This window comes from Mycobacterium sp. NGS63 (genome assembly GCF_059812295.1).
Genome location: NZ_JCALCJ010000004.1, coordinates 1 through 13,774, shown reverse-complemented (window position 1 = coordinate 13,774; position 13,774 = coordinate 1). Strand labels below are relative to the sequence as shown.

Sequence of the window (13,774 nt, the reverse complement as noted above, 5' to 3'; positions counted from 1 at the left end):
AACGGAATGCTGGACGCCGGCGGCCGCCCGGCGCATGAGGCGGCTGCCTCAATTCCGAAGCGGCTAGCGCTTCTTGACCGATTTCGGCGGCTTGGCGCCGCGGCCCTGCCGCCGCGCGGCCTCGCGACGCTCGCGCCGGCTGGCGCCGCCGGGCACACCGGCCGGCGTCTTCTGCTGGCCGCCGTTGCGCTGCACCTGCGCCGACCCGTCCTCCGACGGACCGGAATACGTCATCGCCGGTGCCTCATTGTCGATTCCCTTGGCGCGCAACACGCTTGGCGCCTCCTCGCGCGCCGGGGCGGGGGTTGCGGTCGTTTCGGGCGCGCCGTCCTGCTGTGCGGCGGCGGTTGCTTCCAACTCCGCCAGCCCCTCGGGCGTCGGCTGCGGGGCGACCTGCGGCGCGGGCACCGCCTCGACGGTGACGTTGAACAAGAAGCCGACCGACTCCTCCTTCATGCCGTCGAGCATGGCCATGAACATGTCGTAGCCCTCGCGCTGATACTCCACCAGCGGGTCGCGCTGCGCCATCGCCCGCAGCCCGATGCCCTCCTTGAGGTAGTCCATCTCGTAGAGGTGCTCGCGCCACTTGCGGTCGATAACGTTGAGCAGCACGTTGCGCTCCAGCTGGCGCATCGCGCCCTCGCCGGCGATCTCCTCGAGCTCGGCTTCCCTTGCGCCGTAAGCGCGTTCGGCGTCCTTGATCAGCGCCTCGAGCAGCTCCTCGCGGGTCAGGTCGTCGCGGTCGGAGTCCACGTCGGGATGCGTCAGGCTCTCGTGGGTGATCCCGACCGGGTACAGCGTCTTCAGCGCCGACCACAACGCGTCGAGGTCCCAGTCCTCGGCGTAGCCCTCGGCCGTCGCGCCGTTGACGTAGGCGGTGATCACGTCGCGGACCATGTCCAGCGCCTGGTCCTTGAGGTTCTCGCCCTCGAGGATGCGGCGGCGCTCGGCGTAGATCACCTTGCGCTGCTGGTTCATCACCTCGTCGTACTTGAGGACGTTCTTTCTGACCTCGAAGTTCTGCTGCTCGACCTGGGTCTGGGCGCTCTTGATGGCGCGGGTCACCATCTTGTTCTCGATCGGCACGTCGTCGGGCAGGTTGAGCCGGTTGAGCATCGCCTCCAGCGCCGCGCCGTTGAAGCGGCGCATCAACTCGTCGGAAAGCGACAGGTAGAACCGCGACTCGCCCGGGTCGCCCTGGCGGCCGGAGCGGCCGCGCAGCTGGTTGTCGATGCGCCGCGACTCGTGGCGTTCGGTGCCCAGCACGTACAGGCCGCCGGCCTCGATCACCTCGGCGGCCTCCTTGGACGCCTCCTCCTTGACCTCGGGCAGCTCGGCGTGCCAGGCCTCCTCGTACTCGTCGGGCGTCTCCACCGGGTCCAGGCCCCGCTCGCGCAGCCGCTGGTCGGTGAGGAAGTCCACGTTGCCGCCCAGCACGATGTCGGTGCCGCGGCCGGCCATGTTGGTGGCCACGGTGATGCCGCCGCGTCGGCCGGCCACGGCGACGATCGTCGCCTCCTGCTCGTGGTACTTGGCGTTGAGCACGTTGTGCGGCAGGCGCCGCTTCTGGAACTGCCGCGACAGGTACTCCGAGCGCTCCACACTGGTGGTGCCGATCAGGACCGGCTGGCCCTTCTCGTAGCGCTCGGCGACGTCGTCGACCACCGCGATGTACTTGGCTTCCTCGGTCTTGTAAATGAGGTCCGAACAGTCGGTGCGGATCATCGGCTTGTTGGTCGGGATGGACACCACGCCCAGCTTGTAGATCTCGTGCAGCTCGGCCGCCTCGGTCTGGGCGGTGCCGGTCATGCCGGCCAGCTTGTCGTAGAGCCGGAAGTAGTTCTGCAGCGTGATGGTGGCCAGCGTCTGGTTCTCGGCCTTGATCTCGACGTGCTCCTTGGCCTCGATGGCCTGGTGCATGCCCTCGTTGTAGCGGCGGCCGATCAACACGCGGCCGGTGAACTCGTCGACGATGAGCACCTCGCCGTCGCGGACGATGTAGTCCTTGTCGCGGTTGAACAGCTCCTTGGCCTTCAGCGCGTTGTTGAGGTAGCTGACCAGCGGCGAGTTGGCGGCCTCGTAGAGGTTGTCGATGCCGAGCTGGTCCTCGACGAACTCGACGCCCTTCTCGTGCACGCCGACGGTGCGCTTGCGCAGGTCGACCTCGTAGTGGGTGTCCTTCTCCATCAGCGGCGCCAGCCGGGCGAACTCGGTGTACCAGTTGGAGGCGCCGTCGGCGGGGCCGGAGATGATCAGCGGGGTGCGGGCCTCGTCGATCAGGATGGAGTCGACCTCGTCGACGATCGCGTAGTTGTGGCCGCGCTGCACCAGGTCGTCGAGCGAGTGCGCCATGTTGTCGCGCAGGTAGTCGAAGCCGAACTCGTTGTTGGTGCCGTAGGTGATGTCGGCGTTGTAGGCGACGCGGCGTTCGTCGGGCGTCATCTGCGCGAGGATCACGCCGACCTGCAGGCCCAGGAATCGGTGCACCCGGCCCATCCACTCGCTGTCGCGTTTGGCCAGGTAGTCGTTGACGGTGACGATGTGCACGCCCGTGCCGGCCAGCGCGTTGAGGTAGGCCGGCAGCACGCAGGTCAGCGTCTTGCCCTCACCGGTCTTCATCTCGGCGACGTTGCCCAGGTGCAGCGCGGCCGCGCCCATCACCTGCACGTCAAACGGGCGCTGGTCCAGTACCCGCCAGGCGGCCTCGCGGGCCACGGCGAACGCCTCGGGCAGCAGGTCGTCGAGGGTCTCGCCCTCGTCGAGGCGCTTCTTGAACTCGTCGGTCTTGGCCCTCAGTTCCGCGTCGGTGAGCTTCTCGACGTCGTCGGACAACGTGTTGACATAGTCGGCCACCCGCTTGAGGCGCTTGACCATGCGACCTTCACCAAGGCGCAGCAACTTCGACAGCACAGCTATGTCCCCTGTTGTAGAGAGTCCTCTTCTTTGATGAGCGACCCCCATCGTAGGCGACGAACCCGCCGCGCCCCCCGATCAAGCCAGCCGGATCAACCCATAGTCGTAGGCGTGCCTGCGGTAGACGACCGACGGCCGTTCGGTCTCCCTGTCGTAGAACAGGAAGAAATTGTGCCCGACGAGCTCCATCTCGTAGAGCGCCTCGTCGACCGACATCGGCGTGGCCTGGTGCTCCTTGGTGCGCACCACCCGCCCGGGCTCGTGGTCGTCAAGCGGTTCCGCGCCGTCGTGTTGGTGGGGTTCGACGGGCCCGGAGTTGAAGGCGCCTTGCGGCAACGGGGTCACCGCGGTGGCGGCGGCCAGCGAAACCGGGGTCTTGTCGCCGTAGTGGACCTTGCGGCGGTCCTTGACGCGGCGCAGCCGGTTCTCCAGCTTGTCGACGGCCGACTCGAACGCGGCGTAGAAGCTGTCGGCGCAGGCCTCCGCCCGGCTCACCGGCCCGCGCCCGCGGGCGGTGATCTCCACGCGTTGACAGGACTTGCGCTGGCGCCGGTTGGGCGCGTGCTTGAGCTCGACATCGAAGAGGTAGATGGAGCGATCGAAGCGTTCGAGGCGGGCGAGTTTTTGCGAGACGTAGACGCGGTAGTGATCGGGGATTTCGACGTTGCGGCCCTTGAACACGATTTCGGAGCTGGTCAGTTCGGCCGGCTCGGTGCTCTCTGCCGGCGGTTGGTCCAGAATCTGACCGGGATCCACGGTAAGCCTTGACATACGTGTCAACTCGTTTCCTTTTCCACGTCGCACGCGCTGCGTGCCGGCTTTCAGATGGCGCAACGACGGGGTGGGAACGGCTCTCGAGTGGAGCGCCGCCGCAGGCTGCCCGCCGGTGCAAGGTGTCGAATACTCACCCCCTCTGCAGTGGCGTCTCAGCCCGGGGAATCGCGACCGGATGTCCCGGAACGTTGTTTTCGACGTTAGCTCTAGTTCGCCTTGGGATGCCACCAATTTCGCACAGCTGTTGCGAGTTCTTCACAACCTCTTGGCCGCCGGGCGTCGAGTTGTTGCGGGCATCTGCGCGGTCTTCGGCAACAACTCGACGTTCGGCCGCGCCGGGGTTTCACGCCGCGGCGATCGCGAGCACCGCGGCCACCCGGACGCCGGCCGCCTGCAGCGTCCGCACCGATTCGCGCGCCGTCGCGCCGGTGGTGACGATGTCGTCGACGATCACCACTTCCGAGCGCGGCGGCCGGCCCCGCAGCACCACCCGGCCGGCGAGGTTGCGCTCGCGCGCCGACGTGCCCAGGCCCACCGAGTCGCGGGCCCACGCCCGCATCCGCAGCGCCTGGGCGACGGTGACGTCGGGGTGCCCGGCCACCGCCGCCCGCGCCACCCGGTCGACGGGATCGCCGCCGCGCCGGCGCGCCGCCGAGCGCCGCGTCGGGGCGGGCACGAGCGTCAGCGGGGTGTCGACCATCCCCCACGCCAGCAGCCGGTGCAGCCCGAGGGCCAGCGCGTGGGCCAGCGGCGCGACCAGGTCGCCGCGCCCGCGCTCCTTGAGCGCCAGGATCGCCCGGCGGCGCGCGCCGGCATAGCGGCCCAGCGCGAACACCGGCACCTGCGGGTCGACGCGGGGCGTGATCACGTGCGGCTCGTCAGGCCGGACCGCGAGTTCCCTGGCGCAGCCGTCACACCAGCGGGTCGACGGCGCCCCGCAGCCGCCGCATTCGGTCGGCAGGATGAGGTCGAGCACGCCCGCCAGTGTGGCGGGAGCCCCTGACAGCTAGCCCGGCAGCACCGGCGCCGCCCCGGGCGCCGACAGCCCGGTCACCTCCGACCAGCTCTGCTGGCTTTCCGGGGCCGACGCCGAATACTGCAGCACCCCCGACGGGGCGGCGACGTACACGCTCGACGGGTTGGCCGCGACGACCGACACCGGGGTCTGCAGCCCGCGCGCGGGTGCGTCGGAATTCACGCCGTCGAGGTTGACGTAGGACACCGGGTGGCTGGGGTCGGTGCGGGTCACCACGATGTCGTCGCCGGTGCGCCACGACAGCGAGATCACCGAATTGCCGAGGCCGAAGCCGAGCCGGCGCGGGTAGGTCAGGGCGTACTGCCCGGCCTGCGTCTGCTCCACCCCGGCGAGGATCACCTGGCCGTTGATCGCCATCGCGGCGCGCGTCCCGTCGCGGGACAGCTGCAGGTCGGTGATCGGCCCGGGGAAGCTGGCGGACACCAGCGCCGAATCCACCGGGATGCGCGCGGGCTGCCCCGACGCCGGTTCCTGGATCGCGCGCAGCACGTTGTTGTTGTCGACCACCACCCACACGGCGTCGTCCAGCGCCCAGCTGGGCCGCGTCAGGCTGCGCCCGTCGGCGGATTGCACCGCCTCGCCGCCCAGGTCGCCGATCCACAGCGACGCCGCCTGATCCGGGGCGCCGCGGCGCAGGGTCACCACCGACGCCACCTCGCGGCCGTTGCGCGACAGCGCGGCGCCGGTCTGATCGCCCATCCGCCCGAAGGCCCCCGCCACGTTGGTGGCGTGCTGGCCGTCCAGCCCGACGAGCGACCCGTTGACCAACGCGTGCAGGCCCGCGCCCGCGCCGTCGGCGACGCCCGGGTCGGTGGCCGCGACGTCGGAGGTGGTCCAGCCCTCGGCGAACCTGTCGTCCAGCGGCGCGCCGTCGGCGTTGATCACGTATGGGCCCCTGATGTCGGCGCGGGCCAGCGTCCAAATGATCTGTGCGGCAAGCAATTGCCGGCTGTGCGGATCGGTGGTGGACAGCTTCTCCAGGTCGATGCGGGCGCCGCCGTAACCGCGGCCGATCCCGTTCTTGCCGCCGTCGGCGCGGGTCACCGGACCGCGCAGGCGCAGCGGCGGGGCGAGCAGGTTGCGCACGGTGTGGGCCATCTCCGGGCGCGGGCCGGCCAGCATCTTGGAGATCAGCTCGGTGGGCAGCTGGTCGTGATCGGACACCGCCACGTAGCGCGGATCGGGCACCACGGTCTTGCCGGTGGGGTCGGCGAAGTACAGGGTGTTGCGCTTGTAGGTCGACTGGAACTGCTGCCAGTCCAAAAAGACCCCGTTGGGCAGGCGGTCGATGCGCCAGCCGTCGCGCGTCTTGACCAGCTCGATCGGGCCGGGGTCGGGCAGCACGCCCTCGGCGGTCTCGAAGACGCCCACGTCGGACAGCGAGCCCAGGATGTCGGCCCGCATGGTCGCCGAAACCCGTTCGGCGCCACGGGTTTCCACGAACACCACGTGGTCGATCAGCAGGGCGCTACCGGCGTCGTCCCACGAATTGGACGCCGACTGGGTGAGGAATTGCCGCGCGGCCAGGTGCCGGTTGGCGGGATCCGCTGTGGCCTTGAGGAATTCGCGCAGTAACACGTCGGGGTCCATGCCCGGGGTGGGCTTGGGCAGATTCGACGGCGCCGGCCGTTCGACGGTGCCGATGGCCTGCGGGGCCGACGAGCTGGGCACTCCGGCGCACCCGCCCAGCAACACCGCGGCACAGAGCAGGCCTACCAGCCGCCGCACCTAGACGCTCCTTTCGGCGTGTTCGCGTTGACGGGTTTGGGGTTCGGGCGCGGGCGCCGGCGCGGGTTGCGGGATCGGCTTCAACGGCAGCGGGCTGGTGGTGACCTTGTGCCCGCGAACCAGCGGCAGGGTCAGCCGGAAGCAGGCGCCCTGACCGGGTTCGCCCCAGGCCTCCAGCCGGCCCTGGTGCAGCCGCGCGTCCTCGATGCTGATCGCCAGGCCCAGCCCGGTGCCGCCGGAGCGCCGCACCCGCGACGGGTCGGAGCGCCAGAACCGGCTGAACACCAGCTTCTCCTCGCCCGGCCGCAGCCCCACCCCGTGGTCGCGGACCGTGACGGCGACGGTGTCCTCGTCGGCGCCCATCCGGATGCGCACCGGCTTGTGCTCGGCATGATCGATGGCGTTCGCGATCAGGTTGCGCAGGATCCGTTCCACGCGGCGCGCGTCGACCTCGGCGATCACCTCCTCGCCGGGCAGGTCGACCAGCAGCTCGATACCGGCCTCCTCGGCCAGGTGGCCCACGTTGCCCAGCGCGCTTTGCACGGTGGAGCGCAAATCGACCGCCTCGACGGACAGCTCGGCCACGCCGGCGTCGTGCCGCGAGATCTCCAGCAGGTCGTTGAGCAGCGTCTCGAACCGGTCCAGCTCGCTGACCATCAGCTCGGTGGAGCGGGCGAGCGTGGGATCGAGGTCGGCGCTGTGGTCGTAGATCAGGTCGGCGGCCATGCGCACGGTGGTCAGCGGGGTGCGCAGTTCGTGGCTGACGTCGGAGGTGAAGCGGCGCTGCAGGTTGCCGAACTCCTCGAGCTGGGTGATCTGCCGCGACAGGCTCTCGGCCATGTCGTTGAACGACACGGCCAGCCGCGCCATGTCGTCCTCGCCGCGCACCGGCATCCGCTCGGAGAGGTGTCCCTCGGCGAACCGCTCGGCGATCCGCGACGCCGAGCGGACCGGCACCACCACCTGGCGGGAGACCAGCAGCGCGATCCCGGCGAGCAACACCAGCAGCAGCGCGCCGCCGGTGATCATCGTGCCGCGCACCAGCTGAATGGTGGCCTGCTCACTTTTGAGCGGGAAGATCAGGTACAGCTCGAGGTTGGCCACCTGCGCCGACGCCGGCGTGCCGATGACCAGCGCCGGGCCCGAGAAGCCGTCGGTGTGCACCGTGGCGTACTGGTAGGCCGCCTGCCCGGCCTTGACGAAGCCCCGCAGGGAGCCGGGCACCTGGTCGACGGGCCCGGCCGTCGTGGCGGCGCGCGGGCCGTCGCCCGGCACCATCAGCACCGCGTCGAACGCGCCGGCCAGCCCCGCGCCCGAGGCCGGATCGGTCTTCGACGTCAACGTGTTGCGGGCCAGCTGCAGGCTGCTGTCCAGCGAGCGCGTCTCCTCGCCGTTGACGATCCCACTCACGGTGGTGCGCGCCCGCTCGATCTGCTCGATGGCGGCCTTGACCTTCACGTCGAGAACCCGGTTGGTGACCTGGCTGGTCAGCACGAAGCCGAGCGCGAGGATCACCGCCAGTGACAGTCCCAGAGTCAGCGCCACGACTCGCAGCTGTAACGATCGGCGCCACGCAACGCCAACGGCTCGACTCAACGCACCCATGCCGCGGCTCATGGGGCCGGAACGCCCCCAACGACTACGCGTGCGTCGCCGCGAGGCTCGGATCACTCGCGACGCCCTGCATCGTCGCCGGCGCGGATCACGGGGGTCCGGCCTTGTATCCCACTCCTCGAACGGTCAACACCACGGTCGGGTTCTCAGGGTCTTTTTCGACCTTGGCCCGCAGACGCTGGACGTGCACGTTCACCAGGCGGGTGTCCGCCGGGTGCCGGTATCCCCACACCTGTTCGAGCAGCACATCACGAGTAAACACCTGGCGCGGTTTGCGTGCCAGCGCGACCAACAGGTCGAACTCCAGCGGTGTGAGGGAGATCTGCTCGCCGTTGCGGGTGACCTTGTGCGCGGGCACGTCGATGTCGACGTCGGCGATGGAAAGCATCTCCGCGGGCTCGTCGTCGTTGCGCCGCAGCCGCGCGCGCACCCGGGCGACCAGCTCCTTGGGCTTGAACGGCTTCATGATGTAGTCGTCGGCGCCCGACTCCAGGCCGAGCACCACGTCCACGGTGTCGGTCTTGGCGGTGAGCATCACGATCGGGACGCCGGAGTCGGCGCGCAGCACCCGGCACACGTCGATGCCGTTCATGCCCGGCAGCATCAGGTCCAGCAGCACCAGGTCGGGGCGCAACTCGCGCACCGCGGTCAGGGCCTGAGTGCCGTCGCCGATGACCGCGGTGTCGAAACCCTCCCCACGCAACACGATGGTGAGCATCTCGGCCAGCGAAGCGTCGTCGTCGACGACCAAAATCCTTTGCCTCATGAAGTCCATGGTGTCACCAGATCGGGACAAATTCGGCGCACCACACGGGCGTTTCTTGGGCGAGACGGGCAAATCGTGACAAATTTGTGCTATCTGGGGGTCAAATCGGCCGCCAGCGCGCCCGCATCGACGTCGGCGTCGACGACCAGCCAGCGCCCGCCCCAATTCGCGGCGGCCAGCTCCGCGTAGACCGCGCCGGTGCGCTGCTGCAGTTCGTCGTCGCGTTCGTAGCTGTCGCGCGCCCGGCCCGGCTCGTGTTCGGCCCGGTGGCGGGCCCGCTGCGCGGCCAGCTCGGCGGGGACGGCGAGCAGCACCTGCCAGTCGGGCGCCGGCAGCCGCAGCCGCTCGTATTCGAACCGGCGCACCCAGGCGACCGCCTCCCCCGCCGCGTCCTGGCGCAGCCGCGCGGCGCTGTAGGCCGCGTTGGAGGCGACGTAGCGATCCAGGATCACGACGTCGTGGTCACCGGCGAGGCCCTCGATCTCCCCGACCGCCCCGGCGCGGTCGAGCGCGAACAGCATCGCCATCGCATACACCGACGACGCCAGGTCGCCGTGCTCGCCGTGCAGCGCCTCGGCCACGACGTCGGCGGTCACCGATCGCCCGTAGCGCGGGAACGCCAGCGTGGCCACCGACTTACCGGCGGCGCGGAACGCGTTGCTCAGCCCCTCGGTGAGCGTCCGCTTGCCCGAGCCGTCGACGCCCTCGATCGCGATCAGCACGGCGCGAGCCTAAACCGCCGAGCGGGCGGCTGGCCGCACGCTCGCCGCCGAATGTGCGGCCAGCCGCACGCTCGGCGAACCGAGTGAGGGCTCAGTACCGGTAGTGGTCGGCCTTGTAGGGGCCGTCGACGTCGACGCCGATGTACTCGGCCTGCTCCTTGGTGAGCTTGGTCAGCTTGCCGCCGAGCGCCTCGACGTGGATGCGCGCCACCTTCTCGTCGAGGTGCTTGGGCAGCCGGTACACCTCGTTGTCGTACTCGTCGTTCTTGGTCCACAGCTCGATCTGCGCGATCACCTGGTTGGAGAAGCTGTTGCTCATCACGAACGACGGGTGGCCGGTGGCGTTGCCCAGGTTCAGCAGCCGGCCCTCGGACAGCAGGATGATCGACTTGCCGCTGTCGGGGAACGTCCACACGTCGACCTGCGGCCGGATGTTCACCTTCGTCGCGCCCGAGCGCTCCAGCTCGGCGACCTGGATCTCGTTGTCGAAGTGCCCGATGTTGCCCAGCACCGCATGGTCTTTCATCGCCTTCATGTGCGCCAGCGTGATGATGTCCTTGTTGCCGGTCGCGGTGATGACGATGTCGGCGGTGCCGATCGCGTCCTCGACGGTCTCGACGTCGTAGCCCTCCATCAGGGCCTGCAGCGCGTTGATCGGGTCGATCTCGGTGACCACGACGCGCGCGCCCTGGCCCTTGACCGACTCAGCACAGCCCTTGCCGACGTCGCCGTAGCCGCACACCAGCACCTTCTTGCCGCCGATCAGCACGTCGGTGCCGCGGTTGATGCCGTCGATGAGCGAGTGCCGGCAGCCGTACTTGTTGTCGAACTTGGACTTGGTCACCGAGTCGTTGACGTTGATCGCCGGGAACGCCAGGTCCCCGGCCGCGGCGAACTGGTAGAGCCGCAGCACGCCGGTGGTGGTCTCCTCGGTGACGCCCTTGATCGACTCGGCGATCGTCGTCCACTTGTTCTTGTCGGTCTCGAAGCGCTTGCGCAGCAGCTCCAAAAAGACCTTCCACTCGGTGGGGTCGTCGTCCTCGGCGGGCGGCACCACGCCGGCCTTCTCGTACTGCGCGCCGCGCAGCACCAGCATGGTGGCGTCGCCGCCGTCGTCGAGGATCATGTTCGCCGGCTCGTCGGGCCAGGTCAGCATCTGCTCGGCGGCCCACCAGTACTCCTCGAGCGTCTCGCCCTTCCAGGCGAACACCGGGACACCCTTGGGCTCCTCCGGGGTGCCGTGCTTGCCGACGACCACCGCGGCGGCGGCGTGGTCCTGGGTGGAGAAGATGTTGCACGAGGCCCAGCGGACCTCGGCACCCAGTTCGACGAGGGTCTCGATGAGGACCGCGGTCTGCACCGTCATGTGCAGCGAGCCCGACACCCGCGCCCCCTTGAGCGGCTGCACCTCGGCGTACTCCCGGCGCAGCGACATCAGGCCCGGCATCTCCTGCTCGGAGAGCTCGATGTCCCGACGACCGTAATCCGCCAACGACAGGTCGGCGACCTTGAAATCGATGCCGTTGCGAACGTCGGGGGTCAACGCGTTTTCGGTCGTCGTCATGGCGTGATTCATCCTTAGAGGCTTAACGGATCCGGGTGGTACATAGCTTGGGTATGTACCGCCGCCACTGTAGTCGCCGCGACGTCAGGGAATGTTGACGACCCCGTGCCGCTCGGCGAACGGCGTCATCAGCCGGGCCAGGTCGGCCGCGACGTCGTGATCGGCCTCCGGCGGCATCGACACGTAGCTCAGCGCCAGCCGCACGATGGCGCGGGCCAGCACGCCGGCGTCCTCGTCGCTGGTGGCGATCCAGCTCTGCGTGAACGCCGCGGTCAGCCGCGCCGACGCCCGGGTGATGATGGGCGCGCTGTCGGTGGTGATCAGCTGCAGCAGGTCGGGTTTGGCGACCCCGCTCAGCAACGAGATCACCAGCGGGTCGGCCGCGGACTCCGCGAAGAACGACCGGAACCCCTGCAGGAACGCCTCGGAGATGTTGCCGACGTTGGCGTCCAGCGCGGCGCCCACGGCGTCGACCAGGCGATCGGCCAGGCGCAGCGCGTACCCCTGCGCCAGGCCCTGCCGCGAGCCGAACTCGTTGTAGATGGTCTGCCGGCTGATGCCCGCGGCGCGGGCGACGTCCGACAGCGTGATCGCCGACCAGTCCCGGGCCAGCAGCAGATCCCGCATCGCGTCCAACACCGAGTCGCGCAGCAGCACGCGCGACGCCTCGGCGTAGGGCATCCGCTTCACAGGCGCGAGAATAGTCGCTGGGGCGCTCATGGCCGTGCCACCTCGACCATCTCGAAGTCGGACTTGGCGGCGCCGCAGTCCGGGCAGCTCCAGTCGTCGGGGATGTCGTCCCAGCGGGTGCCGGGGGCGATGCCGTCCTCCGGCCAGCCCAGCGCCTCGTCGTACTCGAAGCCGCACTGGATGCACCGGAACAGTTTGTAGTCGCTCACTGGTTTGCTCCTTCTTCGATGCTGTTGAAATCTGGCTTCTCGCGCACCGCGCAGTCCGGGCAGCACCAGTCGTCGGGAACATCCTGCCACCGCGTGCCCGGCGGAAAGCCTTCCCGGGCATCGCCTTTGGCCTCGTCGTAGACGTAGTCGCAGACCGGGCAGCCGTAGGCGGTCATTTACCGACCCCCTGGGCCCCGTACCGGGCCAGCAGCCTCTCGCGCTTGCGCGGTTGCAGGTTGACCCGGGCGATGTCTCCCTCATAGTGGTCCAGCACCCGGTGGTCCATCACCTTGCGCCACAGCGGCGGGAAGTAGGTCAGCGTGATCATCGACGCGTACCCGCTCGGCAGGTTGGGCGCGCCTTCCATGCTGCGCAGCGTCTGGTAGCGGCGCGTCGGGTTGGCGTGGTGGTCGCTGTGCCGCTGCAGGTGGTACAGGAACAGGTTGGTGACGACGTGGTCGGAGTTCCAGCTGTGCACCGGCGCGCAGCGCTCGTAGCGGCCGTTGGCGTTCTTGCCGCGCAGCAACCCGTAGTGCTCGAGGTAGTTGACCGCCTCCAGCAGGCCGAACCCGAAGACGGCCTGGACGATCACGAACGGGATCAGCGCCGGGCCGAAGATCGCGACCAGCGCGCCCCAGAACACCACCGACATCAGCCACGCGTTGAGCACGTCGTTGGCCAGATACGTCCTGGGGTTCCACGGGTTCTTGCCCAGCCGGCGCAGCCGCTGCGCCTCGAGGTGCAACGCCGAGCGCAGGCTGCCGAACACGCTGCGCGGCAAGAACTCCCAGAAGCTCTCGCCGAAACGCGCCGACGCCGGGTCTTCAGGAGTCGAGACGCGTACGTGGTGGCCGCGGTTGTGCTCGATGTAGAAGTGGCCATACCAGGACTGCGCCAGGGTGATCTTGGACAGCCACCGCTCCAGCGACTCCTTCTTGTGTCCCATCTCGTGCGCGGTGTTGATTCCCACCCCTCCCAGGACACCGACCGACAGCGCCACGCCCAGCTTGCCCGCCCAGCCCAGCGGCCCGTCGAAGCCGAGCCAGCTCAGGTTCGACGCGGTGAACAGGTAGGCGCCCAGCACGACGCTGGCGTACTGGAACGGAATGTAGGCGTAGGTGCAGTAGCGGTAGTACTTGTCGTTTTCCAGCGCGTCCATCACCTCGTCGGGCGGGTTCTGCCCGTCGGGCCCGAAGCGCAGGTCCAGCGCCGGCAACACGACGTAGAGCAGGATCGGCCCGATCCACAGCGGCACCTGCGCGGCGGCGTGCCAGCCGAGCCGGTTGGCCGCCCACACGAGGGGCAGCATCACGAACAGCGCCGTCGGGGCGATCAATCCCATCAGCCACAGGTGGCGCTTCTTGTCGCGCCAGACCGGGGCCTCGGCGGCCTCCGGGCCGGCTGCGGGGCTGAGTGTGGTCATTGCCAAACCTCCTTGTGTGCGTCAGGCCACGTTGAGATTGGACATTACGACAGTTTGCGTCTTGTGTCTAGACATTAGAGCTTAATTTGTAAACCTTGCCGCCCCGCAGCGGACTCGGGGTGTGAATTCTCGGCGTCGGGTGTGAGCGCAGGGCGGCCGGACCGGCCGGTTTTCCGCCCAGGATTCACACTCGACGCCCACGCTTCACGCTCAATGCCCGGGGGCAGGGCCAGACGCGGGTCAGATGTCGAGTGTGAATCCTCGGCGTCGAGTGTGCAGAGAGGGCGGCCGATCGGGCCGGTTTCCCGCCCAGGATTCACAATCGACGCCCACGC

Annotated in this window: 12 protein-coding genes; all 12 read right to left on the bottom strand. The window is 69.1% G+C overall.

Going from position 1 to position 13,774, the window contains the following annotated elements; genetic code table 11:
- Window positions 1-63: 63 nt before the first annotated feature.
- The 12 genes from secA to AC5Y4Z_RS10420 all read right to left on the bottom strand — a co-directional run bounded on the left by secA (window position 64) and on the right by AC5Y4Z_RS10420 (window position 13,439).
- Window positions 64-2,910: a preprotein translocase subunit SecA gene (gene secA / locus AC5Y4Z_RS10475; protein ID WP_499963384.1), complete on the bottom strand. Its 2,847-nt coding sequence runs from the start codon at window positions 2,908-2,910 to the stop codon at window positions 64-66.
- A gap of 81 nt (window positions 2,911-2,991) precedes the next feature.
- A complete protein-coding gene (gene hpf / locus AC5Y4Z_RS10470) occupies window positions 2,992-3,669 on the bottom strand; it encodes a ribosome hibernation-promoting factor, HPF/YfiA family (RefSeq protein ID WP_499964721.1) in 678 nt (225 codons plus the stop codon).
- Window positions 3,670-4,030: 361 nt separating this feature from the next.
- Window positions 4,031-4,663: a ComF family protein gene (locus AC5Y4Z_RS10465; protein WP_499963382.1), complete on the bottom strand. Its 633-nt coding sequence runs from the start codon at window positions 4,661-4,663 to the stop codon at window positions 4,031-4,033.
- 30 nt (window positions 4,664-4,693) lie between these two features.
- Window positions 4,694-6,442, bottom strand: coding sequence for an MtrAB system accessory lipoprotein LpqB (lpqB, locus tag AC5Y4Z_RS10460; protein ID WP_499964719.1), 1,749 nt, complete (start codon window positions 6,440-6,442; stop codon window positions 4,694-4,696).
- A 9-nt stretch (window positions 6,443-6,451) separates the two neighbouring features.
- Window positions 6,452-8,122, bottom strand: coding sequence for an MtrAB system histidine kinase MtrB (mtrB, locus tag AC5Y4Z_RS10455; RefSeq protein WP_499963380.1), 1,671 nt, complete (start codon window positions 8,120-8,122; stop codon window positions 6,452-6,454).
- Window positions 8,123-8,153: 31 nt separating this feature from the next.
- Window positions 8,154-8,840, bottom strand: a complete 687-nt coding sequence (mtrA, locus tag AC5Y4Z_RS10450) for a two-component system response regulator MtrA (RefSeq protein WP_499963378.1) — start codon at window positions 8,838-8,840, stop codon at window positions 8,154-8,156.
- 80 nt (window positions 8,841-8,920) lie between these two features.
- Entirely contained in the window at window positions 8,921-9,553 is a 633-nt protein-coding gene (locus AC5Y4Z_RS10445; protein WP_499963376.1) for a dTMP kinase, read from the bottom strand.
- 91 nt (window positions 9,554-9,644) lie between these two features.
- Window positions 9,645-11,117 (bottom strand): adenosylhomocysteinase, encoded by a 1,473-nt coding sequence (gene ahcY / locus AC5Y4Z_RS10440; protein WP_499963374.1) that lies wholly within the window; start codon window positions 11,115-11,117, stop codon window positions 9,645-9,647.
- Between the two features lie 84 nt (window positions 11,118-11,201).
- Window positions 11,202-11,837, bottom strand: coding sequence for a TetR family transcriptional regulator AlkX (gene alkX, locus AC5Y4Z_RS10435; RefSeq protein WP_499963371.1), 636 nt, complete (start codon window positions 11,835-11,837; stop codon window positions 11,202-11,204).
- Window positions 11,834-12,016 (bottom strand): rubredoxin RubB, encoded by a 183-nt coding sequence (gene rubB, locus AC5Y4Z_RS10430; protein ID WP_068100530.1) that lies wholly within the window; start codon window positions 12,014-12,016, stop codon window positions 11,834-11,836. Before rubB ends, alkX begins: the two co-directional genes overlap by 4 nt.
- Window positions 12,013-12,192 (bottom strand): rubredoxin, encoded by a 180-nt coding sequence (locus AC5Y4Z_RS10425; protein WP_499963369.1) that lies wholly within the window; start codon window positions 12,190-12,192, stop codon window positions 12,013-12,015. Before AC5Y4Z_RS10425 ends, rubB begins: the two co-directional genes overlap by 4 nt.
- Window positions 12,189-13,439, bottom strand: coding sequence for an alkane 1-monooxygenase (locus AC5Y4Z_RS10420; protein WP_499963368.1), 1,251 nt, complete (start codon window positions 13,437-13,439; stop codon window positions 12,189-12,191). The genes AC5Y4Z_RS10425 and AC5Y4Z_RS10420 overlap by 4 nt, the downstream gene beginning before the upstream one ends.
- Between the last annotated feature and the right edge of the window lie 335 nt (window positions 13,440-13,774).

What these genes read in the sequence shown, in the direction of transcription:
- mtrA (WP_499963378.1), bottom strand. Translation starts at nt 8,840, where the DNA reads ATGGACTTCATGAGGCAAAGGATTTTGGTCGTCGACGACGACGCTTCG.
- ahcY (WP_499963374.1), bottom strand. Translation starts at nt 11,117, where the DNA reads ATGACGACGACCGAAAACGCGTTGACCCCCGACGTTCGCAACGGCATC.
- alkX (WP_499963371.1), bottom strand. Translation starts at nt 11,837, where the DNA reads ATGAGCGCCCCAGCGACTATTCTCGCGCCTGTGAAGCGGATGCCCTAC.
- AC5Y4Z_RS10425 (WP_499963369.1), bottom strand. Translation starts at nt 12,192, where the DNA reads ATGACCGCCTACGGCTGCCCGGTCTGCGACTACGTCTACGACGAGGCC.
- AC5Y4Z_RS10420 (WP_499963368.1), bottom strand. Translation starts at nt 13,439, where the DNA reads ATGACCACACTCAGCCCCGCAGCCGGCCCGGAGGCCGCCGAGGCCCCG.